Genomic DNA, 21,868 nt, shown 5'->3' on the forward strand with positions numbered 1-21,868 from the left:
TTTAGACCGCCTCGGAAACGTTTCCGGCAAAATCTCTGGCTTGATCCAGACGAAGACTGATGATTTTGGAAATCCCAGGTTCTTCGTTGGTAACTCCGAAAATCGAATTCGCTCTGTGAATCGTAGACTGAGCGTGGGTAATCACCACAAATTGGGATTTATCCTTAAACTTATCCAGAATCTGACAAAAACGAAGCTTATTCGCTTCATCCAGAGCCGCATCGATTTCGTCCAGGAAACAGAATGGAGAAGGCTTTACCATATAAATGGCGAACAACAAAGCGATCGCGGTTAAGGACTTTTCCCCACCCGAAAGTAAGCGAAGATTTTGAACGTGTTTACCCGGAGGTTCCGCCATAATTTCGATCCCAGCATTTAGGCTATCCTCCCCTTCCACTAACTCTAGGATTGCACGGCCTCCGTTAAATAATGTGGAGAAAGTTTCCTGGAAATTCTCCCGAATTTTTTCGAACGTTTCTCGGAAGAGCTTTTCCGATTCCTCGTTGATGTTTTTTAAGATTTCGGCGATATCGTTCTTGGATTTCTCGATATCCTCTTTTTGCGTTCGATGGTGTTCGTAAATTTCCTTGATGTTTCGATACTCTTCGATGGAAAGCGGATTGATGGAACCTAACATTTGAATTTCCGACTTGAATTTTTTCAGTTTAGATTCGCTCTCTCCCCGTTCGAAATTTTTATCCTTAAATTCGTCGTACAGTTCCTGTTCCGAAATGGAGTAGTCGTTGTACAGTTCTTCCGAAAAGGATTCCAACTGGACTTTAAAAACGGAAACCGCTTTTTCTTTTTCGGTCAAGACCGGAAACAGATTCTTATAATCTTCCTGATTTTTCTGAATCTCGTTCTTCAAAGTTTGGATTTCTTTTACGATATTCCGAAGCGCTTCCTTTTCGGAATCGAGAGCTCGGCTCATTTCCAAAAATTCGTTGTATCGGTTTTCGATCCGTAATTCTAGATCCGCTACTTCCTTTTCAAACTCGGATTTCCTTATTTGAAGAGTCTTAGCCGATTCCTGAGCCGATTGGATTCTTTTTTCGGCCTCTAAAATTCTTGCGGAGATGGACTTCCCGCTTTCGATCTTGCCGTTTCGTTCCGAATTCAACTCCAAAATTCGTTTTTCAAGATAAACGATTTTTTCCTTATTGCCTTCCACTTCCTCTCGTAAAGTTTCTATGGAAATTCCGGATTCCTTAATGGATCGGGTATGATTTTCGTTTTCCAATATAAGATCTTCGATCTCTTGGTCCAGCCCTTCTTTCTGGGAAAGAAATCCGTCTCGATCGAATAATAAATTCCGAAGACCGTCTTCCAACGCGAAATAAGAGGAAAGTTTTTCTTGGAATTCTCCGGTATTTAAACCGGAAGCGAGAGTCAAAATCTGGGCCCGATTTTCCTCCGTAAAGGATGTCTCCAATTCGGATTTAAGAGCGGCGCCGACCTCGGATAAACGACTCGCTTCTTGCAGTAAAATTTCTTTGAGTTCGCCTCTCTGAGCGTCCGATTCCTGCGCTTCTTTCTTTCGCGACTCGAGCTGGCTGATCAAATCGAAGATGACTTCTTTTAGTCGGTCCCTCAATTCCACATGACGCTTATCGTTAAGGCGAATATGAGTTTCCTTTTCCTGAATGGAAAGATTCTCCTGATCGATCTTGAACTCCAACTCGGTCTTTTGCTTCCTGAGATCCTCGATACCGACTTCTAAACTTTTGATTTCGGCTTCCAAATCCACTGCGTCTTTTTCCAAACGCTCTTTTTCGATTTGAAGAATGCTCAAAGAAGCTTCCTCTCCCGTTAGAGAATCTCGTATATCCGAGATGCGATCCTGGTAGTCCTGAATAATTCCCTTATTACTTTCGACCTTATCCTTTTGAATCTGAGTTTGAGTCAGATGATCCAAAAGTTTTTTATCGATCTCGGCCACTTTCTTTTCCAGATCCGATTTTTCCGAATCCAATAGTTCGATCCGTCCCGTTTCGACGGAGATTCTTTCCAATAAAACCTGGTTCTTTTCCTTAATTTCCCGTAGTTCGGTTTCGGATGCGTTCAATTTACGAGTTAGCGTATCATATTTAATGAATCGAATGATTTTGTCGGTCTCGTCTAGAGCCTGCTTCAAACGGAAATATTCTTCCGCTCTTTCCGCCTGCTTTTCCTTGACTTCCATTTCCTTTTTCATGGTATTCATGATATCTTGGATTCTCAGAAGATTTTGGCTCGTGTCCGCCAATTTCTTTAGGGCCTCCTGACGTTCCATCTTGAAGCGGGAAATTCCGGCGGCCTCCTCGAAGATCAATCTGCGTTCCTCGGGCTTGGAATGAAGAATTCGATCCACCTTACCCTGCTCCATGATGGAGTAGCTGGATTTTCCGATACCGGTATCCATTAGGATTTTCTCGATATCCTTCCGTTGCACTCTGGAGTCGTTTATCAAATACTCGTTAGTGGAATCGGCATAGAGTCTCCGAGTCAGCTTGATGGTAGGATAATCCATCTTAATCACTTTGGAGGAATTATCGAAGACTACGCTTACTTCGGCGTACCCGGCAGGTTTACGAGCCTCGGAACCGTGAAAGATGACATCGTCCATCTTTTCTCCCCGGAGTCCTTTTGCGGACTTTTCTCCGAACACCCACTTTAATGCGTCCACTATATTTGATTTACCGGAACCGTTCGGTCCTACTACGGCGGTAAATCCCGGATCGAGAATCACTTCGGTCTCGTCCGCAAACGTCTTGAATCCAACAATATTCAGGCTTTTAAGATACATGGTTTTTTTTGTTTCTTCGGGAAATTGATTGCAAGTGACCAGAATCGGGCAGACTCTGGAGTGCCTAGGAGTATTATGTCTCACGATCTCCCGGAAAAAACAAGAGAAATATTCGGGAAAAAGCCGTACTTAGCACTCTATTTCCAAGAGCCAGCGCCTGTGCCTTTGCGATTCCGACTCGAACCTGCAAAAAATCCGGGAGAAGTATTTCTCTCTCGAGATGGAAGAGCCATGGCGAGTTCAGTCTCTCCACTCACGCAGGCACTACGGCAATTGGAGAATACGAAGATTTCTGCGACCGATTTGATTGCAGTGCTCGGGTTAGGAAATCCTCATCTTATACGTGAAATCCATTCAAAATTAGAACCGGGGCAGATCCTTTTACTAGTCGATAAGGAAAGGGATTTATTGTTTCCGCTTTGGAACGATTGGTTAGAACCCGTCATGGACGTTCCCGGACGACATCTTTTTCTGGGGGAAAATTCTCTCTCTCTTCTTTGGAATTACGTCGAATCTCTTCCGGTGGAAAGAGTTTCGGGAATTCGAATCTTGCGAAACTCGGCCAGCATTTCTCAAGACGACCTTTTTTATGCGGAAGTCGACATGAGGCTCCGTAAAGTACTCTCCTCGAAAATGAGCGATCTCCTAACCAAGTTTGAATTCGAAAGAATCTGGGTGAAGAATAGCCTCGTGAATACCTCCAATTTTCTTTCTTCGAATAACCCGCGTACTCGCATAGAATCCTTAAAAGAAAAATTCGCGGGAGTTCCGTCTTTACTCGTTTCCGCCGGCCCGAATTTGAGACGTCAATGCGAATGGATTCGATCCGTGCGGGAAAAAGTTTTTATTCTTTCCTGCGATACCTCTCTGAAAGTTTTACTGAAGCATGGAATCGTTCCCGATGGAATTATGACTCTGGATGCGCAAACCCATTCTCTCTTCCATTTTCTGGGCGAAGATACTTCCCGAATTCCCCTCTTTGCCGATTTGGTTAGCTCCCCGCCGATCCTAAGAAACCAAAAATTTCAGTCCATTGTTCATAGTGTCACGGCGAAATATATCGTGGATGCGTCCGGCGAATTGAAACGGGAGGCGACCGCCGGAAGTCATAGTGCTGAGGCCTTGCTCGGCCGGATCGGAGACGTACAATCCGGCGGTAGCGTCGCGACGACCGCCTTCGATTTGTTGCGAGGATTGGGTTGTAGGCCGTGTTTTTTGGTGGGACAGGATCTCGCCTATTCCGGAAGGGAAATCCATTCGACAGGAACTCATCATAACGAAAAATGGCTGACCCTAATAAACAGAAAAACTAGTTTAGAAAAAATTAATGAATCCGTGGTGAGAAAACGGGATACCCGCTATGTGCCCTCGGTCGACGGGGGAGAAGTTCTTACGGATTACGTGTTGGATCTCTATCGGCATTGGTTCGAAGAATCCGCAAAAACTCTCGAATTCCCCGTCTATAACGTGAATACTCAGGGAGCCAAGATCGAAAATACCGAGAATATCGGTCCCGAGTTCGCCTCCGAAATTCTAAGCCGCTTTCCGAATCATGAATATTTCTGGAGGAATTTACCGGCATGGAAATCCGAAAACCTTCGTGAAATTTTACCCGAAGGTTCTCCCCAGGAATTCAGAGCCGACTTATTGCGAGTGATCGACACGATTCAAACTTCGTTCTCCAGCCCGGAAAAGAAGGACTCGACTTACGATTCTTTGCTCCGGGAATTTAAAACCCGTTTGATCGGTTGGGAAGATTTGGGCTATTTAGTGCGTAAGACGGAGGTTTATATACTTCGGCATCGAGATAGCTTGGAGGATTCCCGCAAAAAAGATCTATTTCTGGGTGCAATTCTTAAGGAATTTGCCGGACTCAGACGTAAACTTCTAGCCGGTTAAAGTTCTTCGAACCGACAAACACCCTTGCATTCTTTTCCTAATTATAAAGGATAGCGTACATGGAAACGCCGGGCTTGGAATTTTATAATCGATTGGATATAGACTCCGTCCTATCCGCGGTAGAAGACGCAGGGTTTCCGGTGTCCGGACATTGCCTGGCCTTAAATAGTTTGGAAAATAGAGTCTATGATGTCGGGCTGGAAGAGGGCGGCCATCTGATCGTAAAATTCTATCGTCCGGCACGTTGGAATCTGGATCAAATTCTGGAGGAACATTCCTTTCTTGCAGAATTGTCCGACGCCGAAATTCCGGTCATCGCTCCGATCAAACTCAAAGAAGGAACTACGATCCGAGAAACAAAAGGAATTTATTATACTCTTTGGCCGGCCCAAAAAGGAAGATTAGTGGAGGAATTGAACGAAGAGTCGTTGGTCGTACTAGGAAGGTTAGTGGCGAGAATTCATACTGTAGGCGCTGCGGCACCGGCAAAACACAGGCTCACTCTTACCGTTCGAAATTTCGGAGAAGAACCGTTGCGCTTTCTGATCGAAAAGGATTTTTTACCTTCTTCCCTTCGGAATCGTTACGAGACGGCCGCAGGCAAAGTGCTTCAATCCTTTCAGGAAAATGCAAAAAACGTTCCGTTTCATAGGATTCACGGCGATTGTCATAAAGGAAATTTAATACGAACCGACGAGGGTTTTTGCTTTATCGATTTCGATGACTTCGTGACCGGACCTGCGATCCAGGATCTCTGGATGCTTCTGCCTTTCGGCGATTCCAAGGCCGATTATGAGAGGGAGATTTTCTTATCCGGCTATCGCGAATTTAGGGATTTTTCCGACAGTTGGTTTTATCTTGTCGAACCCTTGCGCGGATTACGGTATATTCATTATTCTGCATGGATTGCGAAGCGATGGGAGGATCCGTCTTTTCCGAACGCGTTTCCTCATTTCGGCTCGGACGAATATTGGGAAAGAGAAACGACCGATTTGGAGAGGCTTACGTCCGGTTTGGTACGGGAGGGACGTCTCTCCGAGGGAGTACCATCTGTCGCGGAAGTTCAAGAATTAACGAACAAGGATTTCTTCTGGGATCTGGAATAGCAGAGGACAGAACATCGACAAGCGGAGTTTCCATGTTCTATAGAAAGATTCTTAGGTTATCAGTGGATTTTTCCTCTACTTCTACTGCCTTCCCAACATCTAGCAGCTACTGTCGTCAGTCCTCTGTCTTCTGTGTGGGAGCTCCCACAAAAAAGTTTTTATAAAAAATGCTTGGCAGATCCAGAGATTTATGATATGGAAACCAAGCACCCTCTCCCACGAGCCCTCCTCCGCCACCCGAAATCAGGGTGGGGGCCTGCCGAATAACCCGCACTAGTACGACCTAGTACCGCACCAGAGATGTACAAGGCCACCGGAAGACTGAGGACAGAACATCGACAAGCGGAGATTCCATGTTCTTCAAGAAAAATTCCTGTGTACAGGGGATCTTTCCCCTACCTCCGCTGCCTTCCCAACGTCTAGCGGCTACTGTCCTCTGAAGCGGCAACGATGTGTAGGGTGCGAAGCAGTCGCAGCGCTTGCGGATATCAGTTTATGTTAAGAGAAAAGAGTCGCTGAGACCGTAGCGAAAGCGGAGCCCGGAGCAGCGTGACCCGCAACGAAGTAAGGGGGCCGCCCGTGCTGAGGACAGAGGACGGAAGACTGAGGACAGAACATTAATGAGCAAGGTTTCCATGCTCTGGAGAAAGATTCCTGCGTTACAATAGATCTTTCCCCTACCTCGGCTGCTTTCCCAACGTCTAGCAGCTACTGTCCTCTGTCTTCTGGATAAAAATAAACCTCCGGAGTGGTCCCCAAAGAAAATGCAGCCCGGAAAAATCGGGAATAGGCTTCATTTTTCGTTTGATATAAGAGAATAAATATCCAATATAGCAGATATGGACTTCTTAGGAACTCGACATGCAGAAGTGCTGCCATTCTTCCAGCCCATTCTTTCGGTAGAAGACGGAACCATTTTCGGGCACGAGGTTCTTGCGCGAATCAAAACCGATCGGGGATGGGAAAGCGGCGGCTATTTGTTTTCCCAAGAAAGCGGTTTGTCCGATCAGGATCTTACCGCATTCGAATCTTCGATATGGCAATCCTCAATGAGGAAAATCCGAGGATTGTCGGTTAAACATCACCTTTTTCTAAATATCTCGCCGAATCGATTGTACAGAGAATTGGAAAACGAACGAATCGATTCTTTTCGTCTTCTTAGATTCGCGAGGGAATTCGAGATCGAACCTAAGCAAATCATTCTAGAGATTACCGAAGAGGAATTCACGGGGAGCTTGGACTCTCTTAGAATTGCAGCCGATTTACTTCGAGCCTACGGATTTAGAATCGCCTTGGATGATTTAGGTTCGGAAGCGTCGGGGATCGAAAGGGTCGGTTTGCTCCGTCCGGATTTTTTAAAGATGGATCTTAGATTGATTCGCGCTTCCACTCGATCTCCTTCGGTAAGGACAGTCATGGAACATATTCGCGATCTTGCTTTTTCCTTAGGAGCTTCAGTCTTGTACGAAGGTTTGGAAACTCGGGAAGAAATGTATTTCGCTTTGGAAGGAGGAGCTCGGTTTCTGCAAGGATATCTTTTGCAAGAACCCTCGCCGGAACTTTCGAATCATAAAAACACTCCCTCCTTAATTAAGGAAATGGTCAATTTCTTTCATGAGAAAAAGACCGAGCAAATTTCCGTGGAAATCGCCTTCGAAAAAAAGATCCGTGATATGCTCCGAGAAATTCTGAATCCGTTTCCTATAATAAAAATCGCAAGCAGGTATATCATCGACGCATATACTATCTTTACGGCTTTGAAGGAAATTCACCGCGCTTACGTCACCGATTCGAAAGGAACACAACTTTCTCCGTATTACGTGCGAACCGCCGAAGATTCATTTCGGGAAAATAGCCATGGAATCGGAAAAAACTGGTCCTACCTTCCTTACTTTTATAAACAACTTAAGGATTCGTTGAGAAAACCGGAAGATTGGGGAGTCAGCGATCGTTATTACGATAACGAAACGGTCAAGGATCTAATCGTTTTTAGCAAAGAAGTCGAACCCGGCGTCTATGTTTTCTTAGATATAGCGGCCCCGAAGATTCTTTAAATGTGAAAATAATCGAATCGTTCGGGTAAATATTGATTTGTGTACGAGTATTGAAAAATTTGTCCAAGAAGGATCTCTCTTTTATGGACCCGTTATCCGTGCAACTACTGCAAGATATATATTCCTCCACGCAAACCGGAGGATTTCTTACCATGCGAGAATTGGAAATCGAAACCGCCGTATCCGAATGGAAGCTACGTCCTTTCTTAGAGGATTTGAAAGAAGGACGGCTCATCCACGAGCATCCGGAAGGATTTCAAGTCGCCCCGAAAGGTAGGCAATTCTATGAAAGTCGGTGGGGATAATCCTATTCGATTAATCAGTTGTTAAGCGAAATATCATTAGGATTCTCCGACCTGAACTTCTCCCTTTTTAGTCCGATTCCCGTTCAAAATCAAAACCGCGCTTACTGCAAGACTACCTCCGAAAATGGTCGTAAGGTTAGGAACTTCTCCCAGAAAAATCCAGCTACCCAAGACCGCAGTCGCAGGAACGAGGAATATGAAGGAACTCGCGATACGGGAACCGAGTTTTGTCGACGCGAAAAAATAGACGGTCGTTCCGAACGTCGTCGAGATTACGGAAAGATACAAGATCTGACCCCAAAATATCCAATCCTGGGAAAATGCATTCGATAAACCGTGAGGAAGAGCGAATATAAAATCGAAAACCGTTCCGATCGTGAATACGTAAAAGCTATAAACCAGAGGGGAAATTTTTTGACCGGTGCTATGGCTATTCATACTCAGAATGGCCCAACTGAACGCGCATAACAAAAAGAAAATATTTCCGGATTGAAAGATCCCTTCCGTCGGTTTGTCCCAAATATGCAATAATACGAGACCGCCCAATAAACCGAGTAGTAGGCCAAAGGCATCCTTCCTTCCCGGGTACTGCTTTTGCAGTAAATGCGATAGTACGTAAGTAAAGATGGGATTCATCGTGGTCACCAGTACTCCTCCCGCACCTGCAAATCCGCTGCTTAAGCCCAGCAAAAAGAATTGGTTGTAAGCCGTATACAATACCCCGCCGACGCAAACTTGGAAAAAAGATTTTTTATCCGGAAGTCGCAGGGACTCTTTTCTCCAAAAGAGAATCGGAAGTATGGAAATCGCGGTGGCTAAAAATCTCCAAAAAATAATCACATTCGGATGTTCCATTCCAACGATGCTTTTTGCCGACGGCCATGCAAAGCCCCAAGAGATCATTGCGATAACGAGAAGAACGTAGAATTTTACGGAAGAAGTAATTTGCATCGAGTTACGAGGACTCCCGATACCAGCTTTTATAATGAAACGGGTCGTTCAATCGAATTTGCCGAAAGCGGAAAAAGAGAATCCGGTTCGAATCCGAGCGATTCGAATTTTATCCACTAAGCATTAGAGTTTATTCGCAAGAATGTAATTCCTGAGCGATTCCAGATTGATTCGCTCTTTTTGGAATTGCAGACTATTTAACGTCAGCGATAGATTATTTTCCCGATCCTTGTAATTATTGATTTTCATCACCGGATTAATGATACTCAGTACGATATCCCTTTCCACCAAGGCCCCCGCGACCGAAACATAAACGGAATTGTCTCCGTTAGTTTGCATATTCTTCGGTACTTCAAATCGATGAATCAGAGATTCCTTACGCGAAGTCTTAAGAACTACGTAAAACGGATCGATCGGAAAAAGTAGCCCGTTCTTTTCCTGGTATTCTTTCTGCCAGAGATAATGAAATCCTAGAATCATCTTAACCGAATTCTTCATTCCTTTTTCGGTTAGGAATTCGCTCTTTTTAGTGAATACGAATTGCGTGGCCTTATCTCCGGAACTGAAAATATACTGCCCTCTAAAGTCGTTGAAATTCTCGACCTTACCGGCAAGAATCGTGATGAAGCTTAAGTCCCCTCGATTGATTCCGAGTACGGTCAGATTCTCATTGGTAGCGATCAGGATATTAGGATCCAATTGGCCGTATTGAAAGACGGAATTCGGCGGTAAGGGGACGGTCGAATTACCGGATCCCGAGGAGCAGCCTATAAAAAGCAGTAATCCGCAAAGTAAGATAAATCGTTTTTTCATCGCACCTCCCAAAAGCACGAACGTTTAAAAATCCGCTTTACGGTTCTTTCCTATAACTATCTCAATAATGAGACGTTCGAGTCGATGCGTTTGGGAAAAAGCCCGGGAAACCGCCGAGCATTCGGTCATCAAAAATTATGCATTCATATCTATGAGATAGCCGCGCCTGAGCATCTGGTCGTCCGTGTTAACTCCGACCTTCGCGATCGATTTCGGCCCGGTAACGACGGAATCCAAGTTTGTCAAAGGGTGAAGACGATCGGGCATATTTCGAATCGTGAATTCGGATTGGGAGAATTGGCGTGCCGCCCGATTATTGCTCCCGGCTGCGTTGATTTCTTGTAGCATTCTGCGAATTTCCTTTTTTTTAATTATATCCTTTCCGAAAAACCTTGTAAAGCTGGAAAACTAGGAATTAGTCAACTTCTTATCGACGTATCCGGCGACCACATGCTGAATCAAATTATAAAAAATAATCGGGAGCATTACCGAGGGATGGTCCACTAAACTTAAGGAAGCTAATACTAACCCTGTTCCGTTATTATTCATCCCAAGCCCGAAAACCAAGGAAGAACGTTCCGAATCGGAACTTTTAAATATTCTAGAAAGCACGAACCCCGTAAAAAAAGCGAAGGCGCATAATCCGCCCGTAATTAAAACGGTCACGAATAAAAAATCCCAATCCGGTTCCCGAAATACTCCCGGCAAGACGACCGAAGCATTCGAATAATTTAAAATTAGTAAATTAAGCAAATTGGCATCCTTGATCGGCTTCTTCGCGACCTCGATAGAAGTCTTAGGCAGTAAAAAGTGAAGGCCGATACCCGCAACCGTCGGAACCAGAACGGATAGAAATAAGAATGCTCCGATGCCATCGTTCGCAATTTCGTGCAAATCTTCCGAATAATCTCCGGTCGTAATAAACCCGATCGAATGCAAGCCGATAGGAGTCGTCACCGGGCTTAGGATCGTCGAAAAAACGACAAGCCCTAAACTCAGTGCAAGGTTCCCGTTCGATTTTTGAGACCATGCCGTAGAGGACGCGGCAATCGGCATGGAAGCGATGAGCGCAAGTCCGACAAGAATATTCTGCACTTCGTCGGGATTATGCCAAAATATCATTAACAGGGAAACGAAATACGTAAACGCGATCGGAATCGATAAATTGGAGAATAATCCGACGATCAGGAGAGTCGGCCGCTTAAATAAATTCATCAATTCGGATCTGTGAATTCCTAATCCGGCATTAAAGAGCAGCAAGGAAAGAAGAACTAAAGATAAGGAAACCTTAATGTTTCCTCCTCCGAATAGGTGAAATTGTCCGAAATCGGTGTCTCGAATAAGCAGGCCCAACTGCGGAAAGGCTCCTCCGATGACGTAAGAAGCGATGATGCAGTAAAAGAAACGCTCGTGGATGAATTTAAAAAAAGATTCTATCGATTCTGAAACCTTATTCCGAAAGCCTTGATTCATAGAGCTTCACCTTCCCACCTAGGATAAATCATTTCTTCGTCCTCGTTCGATTCGACAAGTTGCACCATCGGGACATCCTCCAATAAATGAAACCCTCGAGGTTCCTGCACAAACTCCGGGAAATATTCGAAAAATAATTTGGTCGCTATGATCCTATAGGATGCGGGATAATAAGCCTTAAAGGAATCGGTAAAATCCAGCTCCGGGAGTTGATGAAATTGGATTTTATCTTCGAAGTTAATAAAATCCTGTTTTGAAAAACCGATATCCCTGGATACGATTTCGTCCTTGAGCATAATCCAATCCAATTTAAATCGCATTCGATACCCCTGGAAAGCGGAAGAACGCTGCATTAAATTAACGATTCTCATTAAAGGATATTCCAAACGGGAATAGGGAGTCAGATATACCATCAAATATCTCTGGCTAAAACCGAGGGGCTCCCAAACACGTTCGGGTATCGTTTTCAGTTGGGAATCGGCTTTTAAACCTTCCAGCATAGAATGCAGGGTAGGAGCGTTTTTTTTCTCGGTGAAGAATTCCTGTATCGCGATCTCGCCGAATTCGCCGAAATACAACCATTTATAAAAATCCTGAATTTCGAGATTCGGATGCCCTGTCAGGAACTGATTTAGGCTAGAGATCTTTTCCTCTCTAGTCCTATTTTCGTCGATTTCCCTGTGGATCATACGCGAACAACCGGCTCAACCCTAACATTTGACACCTGCGATTTCAACCTTAAAATTAAGGACGAAATCGCTTCAAACGTAGGTCAGTCTTCGGTTTGTTTTTTGTATTTTTCTTTGTCGGAAGAAAATTCCCTTCCTCTTATTAAACGAAGCAAGTTCGTACGATGCAATATCAAAATCGCGGTACTGATGCAGCAAATCGCCCAAAAAGTAGGAGTGGGAAAATCCGAACCTTCGATCCGAGATAGCGATACGTAGCTGATCGGTAAGGAAATCGCGCCGCCTATCGAGCCTAAGGAGACGAAACCGAAAACTTTCTTCAGAAATAAAAATACCACCAAACTAAAAAAAACCGATCCCGGAGCCAATACCAAGAAAACTCCGAAACTGGTCGCGACCCCCTTCCCCCCTTTCATTTTTAGAAACGGAGAAAAAACGTGGCCCGCTATGGCCGCGATTCCGCATAGTAAAAGAGTTAACTCGGAATTTATATGCAGCGCGTATCGCGCTAATAATATCGGCAAAGCCCCTTTAGAGACATCCAATAACAATACGGGTAATCCGACTTTCCAACCTAAAAGTCGAGTAACGTTCGTTGCGCCTATATTTCCGCTGCCCTTCTTACGAATGTCAAGCCCGCCGAAATACTTCGCTAAAAGGAATCCGAACGGGATCGAACCTAGAAAAAAAGATCCGAAAGCGAGGAAAAAGGAAGCGAGGTTCATTTTCGATCGGACCTCAACTCAAGTCGGATCGGAATTCCTTGAAGGGAATATTTCTCGGTCAGCCTTTTTTTTAAAAAACTGAGTAGATTCGGTTTGAAATAATCTATATGGTTTACGAACAAAATCAGGTGAAAGGGCGAAACGGAAACCTGCGTGCAATAAAGCATCTTAGGCGGTCGATTCGCGGAAAAAGAACGTCCGGCTTCGGACATCCAAGCCCTTAACGATTGGTTCAATTCGGACGTAGTGATTTTTCGTTTGGCACGAGCCGCTAAGTCCACGGTCATTTCCATGAGTTTGTGAATCCGTTGCTTTTCTTTCGCGCTCAAGGTAATGATTTGGATCTCTTTTAAGAGAGGAAAACGGGAATACAATTTATCCTTATAGATATCGAAGGATTTCGTATCCTTATCTTCGACAGCGTCCCATTTATTTACCGCTAACAAAAAAGGTTTACCGGCTTCCTGCAATAATGAGACGATTTTTTTATCGAATTCCCCGAATCCTTTTAACGCATCCATTAAATGAATTACGACGTCGGAAGCCTCGATCGATCGTTTTGTCCTCTGATAGGAATAAAATTCCAAAGCTTCGGCTTTGTCCGCTTTTCGCCTAATACCTGCCGTATCCGTAATTAATATCCGCTTCCCTTCGAATATAAGAGAAGTATCCACCGAATCGCGGGTCGTTCCGGCAACTTCGCTTACCACCGCACGTTCATAGCCGCATAGTGCATTCAATAAACTTGATTTTCCGGCATTGGGCTTTCCCACGATCGCTAAACGAAAATCGTAGGAAACGTCCGTTGCACCCTCCTCCGCTTCGATTTTGGCCACGAATCGTTTCGCATCGGGCAGTAAAAAAGCGATTTTTTCGAGCAATAGGCTTAGATTTCTACGCCCGATCGCCGAGATGGGAAGAATTTCGGATAATCCTAAGCGATAAAATTGATCCAAGTCCTCTTCGTCTTCCGGATTGTCCACTTTGTTTACGCAATAAAGGACCGGAATTCGGCTTAGCTCCGGATCCTTTCTGAATCTTTCTATAAGCCTGGAATCATAAGGAGTCATCTCTCTTAGATCTAGAAGAAACAGGATTAGATCCGATCCGGCCAATTGCCGAAACGCATTTTCTAAAATAGCCTCATCCAATCCGTCGGGCTTTTCGATGTCCAAACCCGGAGTATCGCAGAGATGAAAATCCAATCCTCTCTCAGGATTGAGAACGCGAGCTTGCAGGACGTCCCTAGTCACACCGGGATAATCTTCGGTGATCGCTAATTTCTTTTTAAGTAACGAATTGAATAAAGTCGATTTACCGACATTCTGGCGTCCGACGATGCTGACCATCGGTACATTACGTTTTTTTGATGCCATTTTATGAGTAGTTCTTTGCCTTAATAGCGCGAGCGATCTCCATTTTTGCGTCGCTCTTTTTCAAGTCTTCCCGCTTATCGTAAAGTTTCTTAGGTTTAGCCAAGGCAAGCTCCACTTTTGCCCAACGATTATCTTTAAAATAAACCTTCGTGGCGATGAGCACGAGCCCCTTCTCTTTCATTTGTCGATCCAGCTTATCGATCTCTTTTTTTTTGAGGAGAAGTTTACGAGGGCGGATCTCCGGGTGATTTGCGTATCCGCCGTTTTTATAAGGAGTGATGGAAAAACTATCTAGATACACCTCTCCGTTTTTGATTTTTGCGAATGCGTCGGTTAGATTCGCTTTCTTTTCCCGTAGACTCTTCACTTCGGATCCGGACAAAACGAGTCCCGCTTCGATAAAAGAGATCAGTTCGAAGTTGAATCTGGCTTTTTTATTTACCAGCGGCTGCGGGCCGGATGTTTCCTTTTTCTTTCCCATTTCCAATCGTTTTGACGGCCAATAACCGCCCCCAAATTAATTTCGGGTCGAATGGTGGGTGAGAATAATCCGTCCCAATTCCGCCCCGATTAAATTGGGCATATTATAAAAGTTTTCCGAGGTTATCTGGATCGAGTCCGGAAAAATATGCTCGGCAATGTAGCGTCTTCCTAGACCGACCCCGAGAAAAACGTAGTTTTTATTCGAATGCTTCAAAATCTCGGCCTTAAGCCGGCGATTGTCCCGAGATTGAATTTCCTGCTCGATCTCCGCTTTTCCTCTTTGTCCGCGAAAATCGGAGATCATGACCAGGATCCTAGTCTGGGCCTCAGGCGAAAAGTAGGATTCGATCTTCTCGAGCAATTGGTACTCCTCGATCGAGTCGCCCTGCCAATCGCTCCGAAGAGAATCGAACATTTCCTCCTCTTTTTTTGCGTCGTAAGGCTCTTCGATTCTCTTAATCTCCACTAGATCGATTCGATCCTTTCGATTCAATCGATCCGAATACGCCGTTACGGAAAAGTTCACGTCGTGTTCATCCAGAATATGAGCCGAAGAAAGCATGGCAGAAAGAGTGGCGACCGCATATTCGAAGTTGAAGATTCTCCTGGCCTTAGATACCAGAAAAGCGACTTCGACACCCTTTAGTTTTTCCTCGTCTTTATCGATCGTAGTTTTATCGAAGACTTTCGAGTCGCCTTTTCCGGAAAGAAAGGAGATATACTTTCGAGTATCGATTCGATTCCCTTCGCTTCGATACATTCTATTGATATCTATTTCCGGATCGAAAAGTCTCTCTAGATTCAGTTCGACTTCCTCCAAACTGCGTCCGAAGACTTCCTTAAATTCTTTTAGGTTGGCTTGAACCGTATATTCCCAGAGGATACGACGCTTGGCCAGGAAGGCCTTATAGAGTTCTTCCGTTCGGAAGCCCCAGGCTCCGCCGCCGCCCGCAGGTTCACCTTGACCCATATTGCCGCGGGTTTCTTGTCCATACCAAGCATCGGCACCTTCTTTAACGGATCCGCCCGTTGGAGGCGTATTGATTTCCAATCCTTTACGAAGTTCCCCTCCCGAATTGAGAAGCTTAGCCTTTCCGGTAAGCGGCTCTCTTTTATGGAGTTCCGGATCCCACCAACGGCTCTTTTCGATTGCGGTAGAAGGTGTCAGAGTTTTTTTTTTCTTATCTTCGAGTTCCTTGAAAAACTCGGAGACGATCTCCACTCCCGAAAGTTGGAATTCAAGAATTCTTTCCAGTTCCTTACGCTCGCTCGGATCGGCAATTTGGTTGGAGTATGCGATTTTTCCGCCTCGAAAGGCTACTTCGAGTAATCCTTCCTTCCCAGCCTTTTTATCCGCATAGCGATGAATGTGGTCCTTCCACTGTAGTAAATTAGAAAGACCGAATGTATAGGGCATCAAATTGGCCGAGCCTATCGTTCTTTTCTTGGACAGATCCTTGATCTTGGAATGGAAATCCGCCATCTTATCGATCAGATCCCCCTCCGGTAGATAAAAGCTTAAGATTTCCTTAAGCGTTTGGATATCTTCCAAATCGGGAAATAATACGGAAGTGAATCGGTTTCTAAATGCCCTAGAAATCGTAGGAGTCGATTTCGTTTTACGATACAGCTTCATCGCAAAAACCCGCGAATCCTCCTTGAGTTCGACCGGTATGGTCTCTCCGCTTTCCGGCGGTAAGACCAGAGAACGGGCATCGTCGGTCAGCATATTCAGCTTTTCCACAAGCTCGGCCCCGGCAGCCTCCAAGTTGGTAATCAAAATATTCCCACCCTCTCGGATCCCTTTCGTCAAAGGTCCGTCCACCCAGCCCACTTCCGATCCTGTGGTAGGCTTTAACGCACCGATGATATCCGAAGTGTGAATCCCTTTGCAAAGATGTACGGTTTCAAGCGGTAATCCGTTCGCTTCGGTGAATAAAGGTAGAATCAGTTGCGGATCCTGCTCCTCCGAATATTCGATTAAAATGTTTTCCTTAAATTCCACAGCGGAATAGACTCTTTCGGCAAATTCCCTCAATTTTAGAGGCAGGGGGATACTTGTGAGAATTTCCTTTGCCTTGGATTCATCCAAAACCGGAATTCGCTTATCATTACAGTATAAGAACCCTTTATGAATTTCGAATTTCGGCTCCGGCAATCGAGGGGTCGCGGACAAACCGGTTTCCTTAAGGATAAGTTCGATTTGGGCTTGCCGATCTTCATCCTTACGAAAGGGTTCTATATAAAAATTCCATAACTCTCTAAAGCGTAACTCAGGGCTGTCCGCCTTGAGTCCTAAAATGCGGCTGCAAAGTTTCTTAAGATTTCGGATATTGAAATGGTATTTTTCCAGATCGCCTTTTCCGATCGCTCCCGAAACGACTCTGGTCTCCGTCTCAAGGGAAATTCGAATACAGGATTTAAGCAGTTCGCTTCCCATCTCCGGATATAATTTTCCTAATATAAATAGGATCTCATCGGGGCTGTGCGGGTCCACATAGACGACGGAATAATATCTAGTGATATCGAACGGAAGAGGCTTTCTACCTTCGAATCCTTCCGAAGGATTTTGCGTGCCGATGAAATTGAATCCGTTCGACGCTTGGATTCTGGCTCCGTTTCCTTCGATCAATTCCAGATAATTGGATTCGTAGATAGTGGAAAATCGCTTAATGATATGCGGTGGACAAAGGTTCATCTCATCGGCGACAAAGCTGGCTCCGGAACGAACCGCCGAAGTCAGAGGGCCGTCGGCCCAAGCGAATCCTTTGCCATCCAGCAAAAGTCGGTACGAGCCGATTAAATCTTCCGGCAAAGTATCCTCGTTAAAGCTGAAACGAGCGGTCGGATGGTTTCGTTTGTGATTAATATAATAAATTAATGCGTTTTTTCCGACTCCCGCATCTCCGATCAATAATACCGGCCTGCCTTCCAATAAAGGATACAGTATGTTCTGAAGATTGCGAACGGTCGAGTCCGTCTCTACGAGATCCGAACCGAGGCTCCCCGAGTTGTTTCCGATTTTTGACACTGGGACTTTTAATCCGGCGATTTCAACGGCTTCCATGTCTCCAAAATGAAGGAGCCGGATCAAGAGGCAATCCGAATTCCCGAGTGAGAGCGACAAGTATTGGTTGGGGTTGCCAACCGTTCGGGTTGAAACATTTTCCGATCACCGATTGAATTTCCGTTTGTTACCCAAACCGCCTACCGAGTACCGTTCACTTATGAGCCAGTCGACACTCGAATACGCCCTCGCAAATAGAATTCGCGGTCTAAATTCCTCCGCTATTCGTAAGGCCTTTGAACTCGCGGGAACCCTGAAAGATCCGATCAATCTTTCCATCGGACAACCCCACTTCCCGTGCCCCGAAAATATCATCGAAGCGGGAGTAAAGGCACTTCGAGACGGAAAGACCGCATATACTTTGACGGCAGGGATCCCGCAGCTAAGGGAAGCCCTCTCGCTTAAGTACAGAAAAGAGAATTCGATACCTTACGCGACGCCTGAACGGGTCTTAGTTACCTCCGGAATCAGCTCGGCTTTCTTGCTATTATTTAATGCGCTGTTAAACGAAGGAGACGAATGCTTAGTCGTTTCGCCGTATTTCCTTATGTATCCGGAATACATTAAGATTTACGGCGGCCGAATGCATACGATTTCCGAGAATTTCAGTCCCGAAGATCTGAGTCCGTTTAAGGATAAAAGACTGAAGATAATCATTTTCTCGTCTCCCTCCAATCCTACCGGAACGATTCTTAGCAAAGACCAACTAACGTCCTTAGCCGACTTGGCCGAGCGAACCGGCGCGTATTTGATTTCGGACGAAATCTACGAAAAGTTCGATTACGACAAGCAATTCCATTCGGTCGGTTCCTTTTACGAAAAAGCGATAACGTTATCGGGATTTTCGAAAACGTATAGTATGACCGGTCTCAGGTTAGCCTCCATTTTAGCGCCGGAGCCGATCATTAAAACTTTAACCACTTTGCAGCAATACACGTTAGTATGCGCTCCGTCGGTCACCCAATGGATGGGAATCGAAGCCTTAAAAACCGATATGAACTCCTACATAGCGGATTATCGCGAAAAGCGCGATTTCGTTTACGAAAATCTAAAGGACTTTTATGAAGTCAAAAAAAGCCAAGGTGCTTTTTACTTCTTCCTAAAAATCAAGGATCGAGACGAAGACTTCATAGGGCGGGCGGTAAAGGAAAAAGGACTCATTCTGGTACCAGGTTATATTTTCGTAGATTCCCCCAACTATATTCGGATCAGCTTCGCATCCGAATGGGATAATTTAAAGAGGGGCATAACGGCTCTTCGAGAATTGGCCGGAGCATAAATAGAGATTGGACAATCATTTCGATTTTGGTTCCGAAATTCCGGGCATCATTCCGATGATTTGGATTAGCGGATTTTTGATCTCTATTTCGCTCGGGAGTTTTTACTCCACGCTTGCTTATAGAATCCTCCGTTTCTTTTACGGCTACGAGAGGAAATCGGGAACATTCGGTCGGAGGTTACTTCGTTTATTAACCGAACCGTCCGCCTGCGAATCCTGCGGGGCCAAAATCCAAGGCTTAGCGTTAGTGCCCGTTCTAGGATATTGGTTTGCGGGAAAAAAATGCGTGGCCTGCGGAACGAAGGTAAATCCGCTCTACGCCCTCTGCGAAGCCGGTTTCGGATTGTTATTTGCGCTCTCTTTTTTCCTTTCCGGAAAGTTCCTGGCATCATTGGTATTCGTCGCTCTTTGCGGCCATTTACTCGTGTCCGCCACGACGGATTGGAAAAAGTTTTCCTTGGATTACGAAAATCTTCCTTTCATTTTAGGATTGGGAATCCTGCTGAACTTTCTAACGGACGGGAGCTTACCGAATAAAATCGATGCCATCGTATTCGGCTGTTTTTTAGGAATCTTCTTTGCCGTCCATTTTCTGTTTCCCCAGGGTATGGGATTTGCCGACGCGATCTTTGCCCCATCCTTCGCTTTTCTTTCGGGTCATCCATGGTGGATTCTTTTCGTAAACTCATCCTACGTTCTCGCGCTTACTATCACGATCGGAACTAGAAAGAAGGGGCAGAGTTTAAGGGGAGTTCCCATCCCGATGGGAGTTTATTTTTCCGCTTCCCTGGCATTGACATTTTTGGCTAAATTTGCCTGGAACTCCGGATTGCTTTCGGAAACGGGTCTGGGATTCTTTCCTTACGGGGAATAGCGAGCTTATGACAAAGAATATCAGCGAATTACGGAACGAATATGCGAAGGCCGAACTGGACGAATCCCGGGTCGAAAAAAATCCGGTGGATTTTTTTTCCCGTTGGTTCGAAGAAGCCCTGCACTCGGAAGTAAAGGAACCGAATGCGATGACTTTAGCGACCGTCGATGAACAAGATCTTCCGAACGCTCGAATCGTTTTACTCAAGGGAATTTCAAACGGCAAATTCCGATTCTATACGAATTATTCCAGTCGAAAGGGCGAGGAATTGGAAAAGCACCCGATCGCCTGCCTCGTTTTCTTTTGGGTGGAACTGGAACGCCAGGTCCGTATCCGCGGAAATATCGCAAAAGTTCCCCGGGAAGTTTCCGAAGCCTATTTTAGGACTCGACCGTTTGCAAGCCAAATAGGTGCTCTTGCATCGGATCAAAGTAAATCCGTAGCCGACCGAACAGAACTTGAAAAAAAATATAACGAATTGCTAATACGTTACGAAGGGAAGGAAGTCCCTCTGCCTCCGACTTGGGGGGGATACGAGCTTACCCCGACCGAATTCGAATTTTGGCAGGGGAGAAGGAGCAGATTACACGACCGAGTGCAATTTCTGCTTCGCGGAGATAATTGGGAAAGGCAAAGATTGCAACCCTAGGGTTTGCCGACCGGTTTTTAGTTCAGTCCTAAAAGATGCCCCATTTTCATTTTTTTCGTAAAAAGATAATGATGATTATTCCCGGTCGGTTTGATCTCTATCGGAACACGGTCTACGACTTCCAAACCGTATCCTTCAAGACCTACAATCTTACGCGGATTGTTGGTCAGTAATCTCATCTTTTCAATTCCGATATCTTTTAGAATTTGAGCACCGACTCCGTATTCCCGTAGATCGGGAGCAAAACCTAATTTTTCATTCGCTTCAACCGTGTCCAGACCCTCGTCCTGCATGTTATAAGCTTTGAGTTTATTAATCAGTCCGATTCCGCGACCTTCCTGGCGCATATATAAGAGTATTCCTTTTCCTTCCTGCGCAATCATCGAAAGAGCGGAATGCAGTTGAGGACCGCAATCGCATCTACCGCTTCCGAAAATATCGCCCGTCAAACATTCCGAATGAACCCGTACCATTACGGGATCATCCTTATGTATATCTCCCTTAATTAAGGCAACATGAACCTTATCGTCGATTAAGGTCGAATAGGCACGAATTCTAAAATCTCCGTATTCGGTCGGAAGAGTGGTTTCCACTTCGAGGCGAATTAGATTTTCCGTTTTCCTTCGATAACGAATCAAATCCTCTATCGTATAAATATTCAAACCGTGCTTGGCTGCAAAAATTTCCAGATCCGGCAGTCTGGCCATGCTTCCGTCGTCGTTCATAATTTCGCAGATTACTCCCGCCGGATAAAGCCCTGCAAGCTTGCATAAATCGACGGAAGCTTCCGTATGCCCCGCTCGACGAAGAACTCCCCCCGACACAGCTTGCAAAGGAAAAAGATGGCCCGGCTTCATTAAATCGCCGGGAGTCGTTTTCGGATCGATAAGAACTTGGATCGTAGTCGCCCGGTCTTGAGCGGAAATTCCGGTGGTAGTTCCTTCTCTCGCATCGACGGAAACTGTAAACGCCGTCCCGTGCTTATCTCCAAGAGAATGATCGTCGACCATACGATTCAGACCGAGCTGGCGAAGGCGGTCCCCTTCCATCGGAAAACAAATCAATCCTCGCCCGTAGGTGGCCATAAAATTGACCTTATCCTTGTCAGTAAACTGGGCGGCGCAAACTAGATCCCCTTCGTTTTCACGATCCTCGGAATCCACGAGAATAATCATTTTCCCCGATTTTATGTCTTCGATTGCTTGTTCGATGGGTCCGATCATAATTTAACTTCCACCTCATTTATTGGACTGGATTTTTACCAATCATAAATCCTAAACGGAACGAAAAACACTAAATCCGGTTTGGGCGCCCAACCACCGAGCACGCAAAGGCTGACG

At 45.3% G+C, this 21,868-nt stretch carries 18 protein-coding genes; 7 read left to right on the plus strand and 11 right to left on the minus strand.

Translation table 11 applies throughout. The features are described from left to right. Position 1: 1 nt before the first annotated feature. Positions 2–2,785, minus strand: coding sequence for a chromosome segregation SMC family protein (locus LEP1GSC047_RS10600; RefSeq protein WP_010418249.1), 2,784 nt, complete (start codon positions 2,783–2,785; stop codon positions 2–4). A gap of 75 nt (positions 2,786–2,860) precedes the next feature. Here LEP1GSC047_RS10600 and LEP1GSC047_RS10605 point away from each other — a divergent pair, with 75 nt between their 5' ends. The 4 genes from LEP1GSC047_RS10605 to LEP1GSC047_RS10620 all read left to right on the plus strand — a co-directional run bounded on the left by LEP1GSC047_RS10605 (position 2,861) and on the right by LEP1GSC047_RS10620 (position 8,149). After that, entirely contained in the window at positions 2,861–4,684 is a 1,824-nt protein-coding gene (locus tag LEP1GSC047_RS10605) for a motility associated factor glycosyltransferase family protein (RefSeq protein WP_010418246.1), read from the plus strand. Positions 4,685–4,758: 74 nt separating this feature from the next. Continuing rightward, a complete protein-coding gene (locus tag LEP1GSC047_RS10610; RefSeq protein ID WP_180993190.1) occupies positions 4,759–5,790 on the plus strand; it encodes a serine/threonine protein kinase in 1,032 nt (343 codons plus the stop codon). Between the two features lie 839 nt (positions 5,791–6,629). Then, a complete protein-coding gene (locus LEP1GSC047_RS10615; protein ID WP_010418240.1) occupies positions 6,630–7,844 on the plus strand; it encodes an EAL domain-containing protein in 1,215 nt (404 codons plus the stop codon). 83 nt (positions 7,845–7,927) lie between these two features. Next, positions 7,928–8,149 carry a hypothetical protein gene (locus tag LEP1GSC047_RS10620; RefSeq protein WP_020988750.1) on the plus strand — a complete coding sequence of 74 codons (222 nt, stop codon included), beginning with the start codon at positions 7,928–7,930 and terminating at the stop codon, positions 8,147–8,149. A gap of 36 nt (positions 8,150–8,185) precedes the next feature. Here the strand turns inward: LEP1GSC047_RS10620 and LEP1GSC047_RS10625 are convergent, their stop codons facing one another. From LEP1GSC047_RS10625 to LEP1GSC047_RS10665, 9 genes are all read right to left on the minus strand, one after another. After that, entirely contained in the window at positions 8,186–9,100 is a 915-nt protein-coding gene (locus LEP1GSC047_RS10625; protein ID WP_010418234.1) for a DMT family transporter, read from the minus strand. A gap of 123 nt (positions 9,101–9,223) precedes the next feature. Beyond that, positions 9,224–9,913, minus strand: coding sequence for a hypothetical protein (locus tag LEP1GSC047_RS10630; RefSeq protein WP_039934835.1), 690 nt, complete (start codon positions 9,911–9,913; stop codon positions 9,224–9,226). A 135-nt stretch (positions 9,914–10,048) separates the two neighbouring features. Then, positions 10,049–10,261, minus strand: a complete 213-nt coding sequence (locus tag LEP1GSC047_RS10635) for a hypothetical protein (protein WP_010418228.1) — start codon at positions 10,259–10,261, stop codon at positions 10,049–10,051. 60 nt (positions 10,262–10,321) lie between these two features. Further along, complete coding sequence (locus LEP1GSC047_RS10640; protein WP_010418227.1) at positions 10,322–11,386, minus strand: bile acid:sodium symporter family protein; 1,065 nt, start codon at positions 11,384–11,386, stop codon at positions 10,322–10,324. Further along, on the minus strand, positions 11,383–12,075 hold the full coding sequence (locus LEP1GSC047_RS10645; RefSeq protein WP_020988608.1) for a hypothetical protein: 693 nt from the start codon (positions 12,073–12,075) through the stop codon (positions 11,383–11,385). Before LEP1GSC047_RS10645 ends, LEP1GSC047_RS10640 begins: the two co-directional genes overlap by 4 nt. A gap of 83 nt (positions 12,076–12,158) precedes the next feature. Then, positions 12,159–12,800 (minus strand): glycerol-3-phosphate 1-O-acyltransferase PlsY, encoded by a 642-nt coding sequence (plsY, locus tag LEP1GSC047_RS10650; RefSeq protein ID WP_020988586.1) that lies wholly within the window; start codon positions 12,798–12,800, stop codon positions 12,159–12,161. Continuing rightward, positions 12,797–14,176, minus strand: a complete 1,380-nt coding sequence (gene der, locus LEP1GSC047_RS10655; RefSeq protein ID WP_010418219.1) for a ribosome biogenesis GTPase Der — start codon at positions 14,174–14,176, stop codon at positions 12,797–12,799. Before der ends, plsY begins: the two co-directional genes overlap by 4 nt. A 1-nt stretch (position 14,177) precedes the next feature. After that, positions 14,178–14,657, minus strand: a complete 480-nt coding sequence (gene smpB, locus LEP1GSC047_RS10660) for an SsrA-binding protein (RefSeq protein ID WP_020988687.1) — start codon at positions 14,655–14,657, stop codon at positions 14,178–14,180. A 36-nt stretch (positions 14,658–14,693) separates the two neighbouring features. Then, on the minus strand, positions 14,694–17,726 hold the full coding sequence (locus tag LEP1GSC047_RS10665; RefSeq protein ID WP_010418215.1) for an AAA family ATPase: 3,033 nt from the start codon (positions 17,724–17,726) through the stop codon (positions 14,694–14,696). A gap of 160 nt (positions 17,727–17,886) precedes the next feature. Here LEP1GSC047_RS10665 and LEP1GSC047_RS10670 point away from each other — a divergent pair, with 160 nt between their 5' ends. From LEP1GSC047_RS10670 to pdxH, 3 genes are read left to right on the plus strand one after another with little or no spacing between them, the layout of a single operon-like run. Next, a complete protein-coding gene (locus LEP1GSC047_RS10670; protein ID WP_010418212.1) occupies positions 17,887–19,005 on the plus strand; it encodes a pyridoxal phosphate-dependent aminotransferase in 1,119 nt (372 codons plus the stop codon). Positions 19,006–19,012: 7 nt separating this feature from the next. Then, positions 19,013–19,879: a prepilin peptidase gene (locus LEP1GSC047_RS10675; RefSeq protein WP_010418209.1), complete on the plus strand. Its 867-nt coding sequence runs from the start codon at positions 19,013–19,015 to the stop codon at positions 19,877–19,879. A gap of 7 nt (positions 19,880–19,886) precedes the next feature. After that, on the plus strand, positions 19,887–20,528 hold the full coding sequence (gene pdxH, locus LEP1GSC047_RS10680; protein WP_010418201.1) for a pyridoxamine 5'-phosphate oxidase: 642 nt from the start codon (positions 19,887–19,889) through the stop codon (positions 20,526–20,528). A gap of 17 nt (positions 20,529–20,545) precedes the next feature. On the opposite strand, the gene LEP1GSC047_RS10685 is transcribed toward pdxH, so the two are convergent. Then, positions 20,546–21,751, minus strand: coding sequence for a bifunctional 3,4-dihydroxy-2-butanone-4-phosphate synthase/GTP cyclohydrolase II (locus LEP1GSC047_RS10685; RefSeq protein ID WP_010418198.1), 1,206 nt, complete (start codon positions 21,749–21,751; stop codon positions 20,546–20,548). Positions 21,752–21,868 lie beyond the last annotated feature (117 nt).

The sequence above is a fragment of the Leptospira inadai serovar Lyme str. 10 genome, assembly GCF_000243675.2.
GTDB classification, from domain to species: Bacteria; Spirochaetota; Leptospiria; order Leptospirales; family Leptospiraceae; genus Leptospira_B; species Leptospira_B inadai.

Bases quoted from the DNA above. Each gene is read 5' to 3' on its own strand.
- LEP1GSC047_RS10600 (WP_010418249.1), bottom strand. From the start codon at position 2,785: ATGTATCTTAAAAGCCTGAATATTGTTGGATTCAAGACGTTTGCGGAC.
- LEP1GSC047_RS10605 (WP_010418246.1), top strand. From the start codon at position 2,861: ATGTCTCACGATCTCCCGGAAAAAACAAGAGAAATATTCGGGAAAAAG.
- LEP1GSC047_RS10615 (WP_010418240.1), top strand. From the start codon at position 6,630: ATGGACTTCTTAGGAACTCGACATGCAGAAGTGCTGCCATTCTTCCAG.
- LEP1GSC047_RS10620 (WP_020988750.1), top strand. From the start codon at position 7,928: ATGGACCCGTTATCCGTGCAACTACTGCAAGATATATATTCCTCCACG.
- LEP1GSC047_RS10625 (WP_010418234.1), bottom strand. From the start codon at position 9,100: ATGCAAATTACTTCTTCCGTAAAATTCTACGTTCTTCTCGTTATCGCA.
- LEP1GSC047_RS10630 (WP_039934835.1), bottom strand. From the start codon at position 9,913: ATGAAAAAACGATTTATCTTACTTTGCGGATTACTGCTTTTTATAGGC.
- LEP1GSC047_RS10635 (WP_010418228.1), bottom strand. From the start codon at position 10,261: ATGCTACAAGAAATCAACGCAGCCGGGAGCAATAATCGGGCGGCACGC.
- LEP1GSC047_RS10640 (WP_010418227.1), bottom strand. From the start codon at position 11,386: ATGAATCAAGGCTTTCGGAATAAGGTTTCAGAATCGATAGAATCTTTT.
- LEP1GSC047_RS10645 (WP_020988608.1), bottom strand. From the start codon at position 12,075: ATGATCCACAGGGAAATCGACGAAAATAGGACTAGAGAGGAAAAGATC.
- plsY (WP_020988586.1), bottom strand. From the start codon at position 12,800: ATGAACCTCGCTTCCTTTTTCCTCGCTTTCGGATCTTTTTTTCTAGGT.
- der (WP_010418219.1), bottom strand. From the start codon at position 14,176: ATGGCATCAAAAAAACGTAATGTACCGATGGTCAGCATCGTCGGACGC.
- smpB (WP_020988687.1), bottom strand. From the start codon at position 14,657: ATGGGAAAGAAAAAGGAAACATCCGGCCCGCAGCCGCTGGTAAATAAA.
- LEP1GSC047_RS10665 (WP_010418215.1), bottom strand. From the start codon at position 17,726: ATGGAAGCCGTTGAAATCGCCGGATTAAAAGTCCCAGTGTCAAAAATC.
- LEP1GSC047_RS10670 (WP_010418212.1), top strand. From the start codon at position 17,887: ATGAGCCAGTCGACACTCGAATACGCCCTCGCAAATAGAATTCGCGGT.
- pdxH (WP_010418201.1), top strand. From the start codon at position 19,887: ATGACAAAGAATATCAGCGAATTACGGAACGAATATGCGAAGGCCGAA.
- LEP1GSC047_RS10685 (WP_010418198.1), bottom strand. From the start codon at position 21,751: ATGATCGGACCCATCGAACAAGCAATCGAAGACATAAAATCGGGGAAA.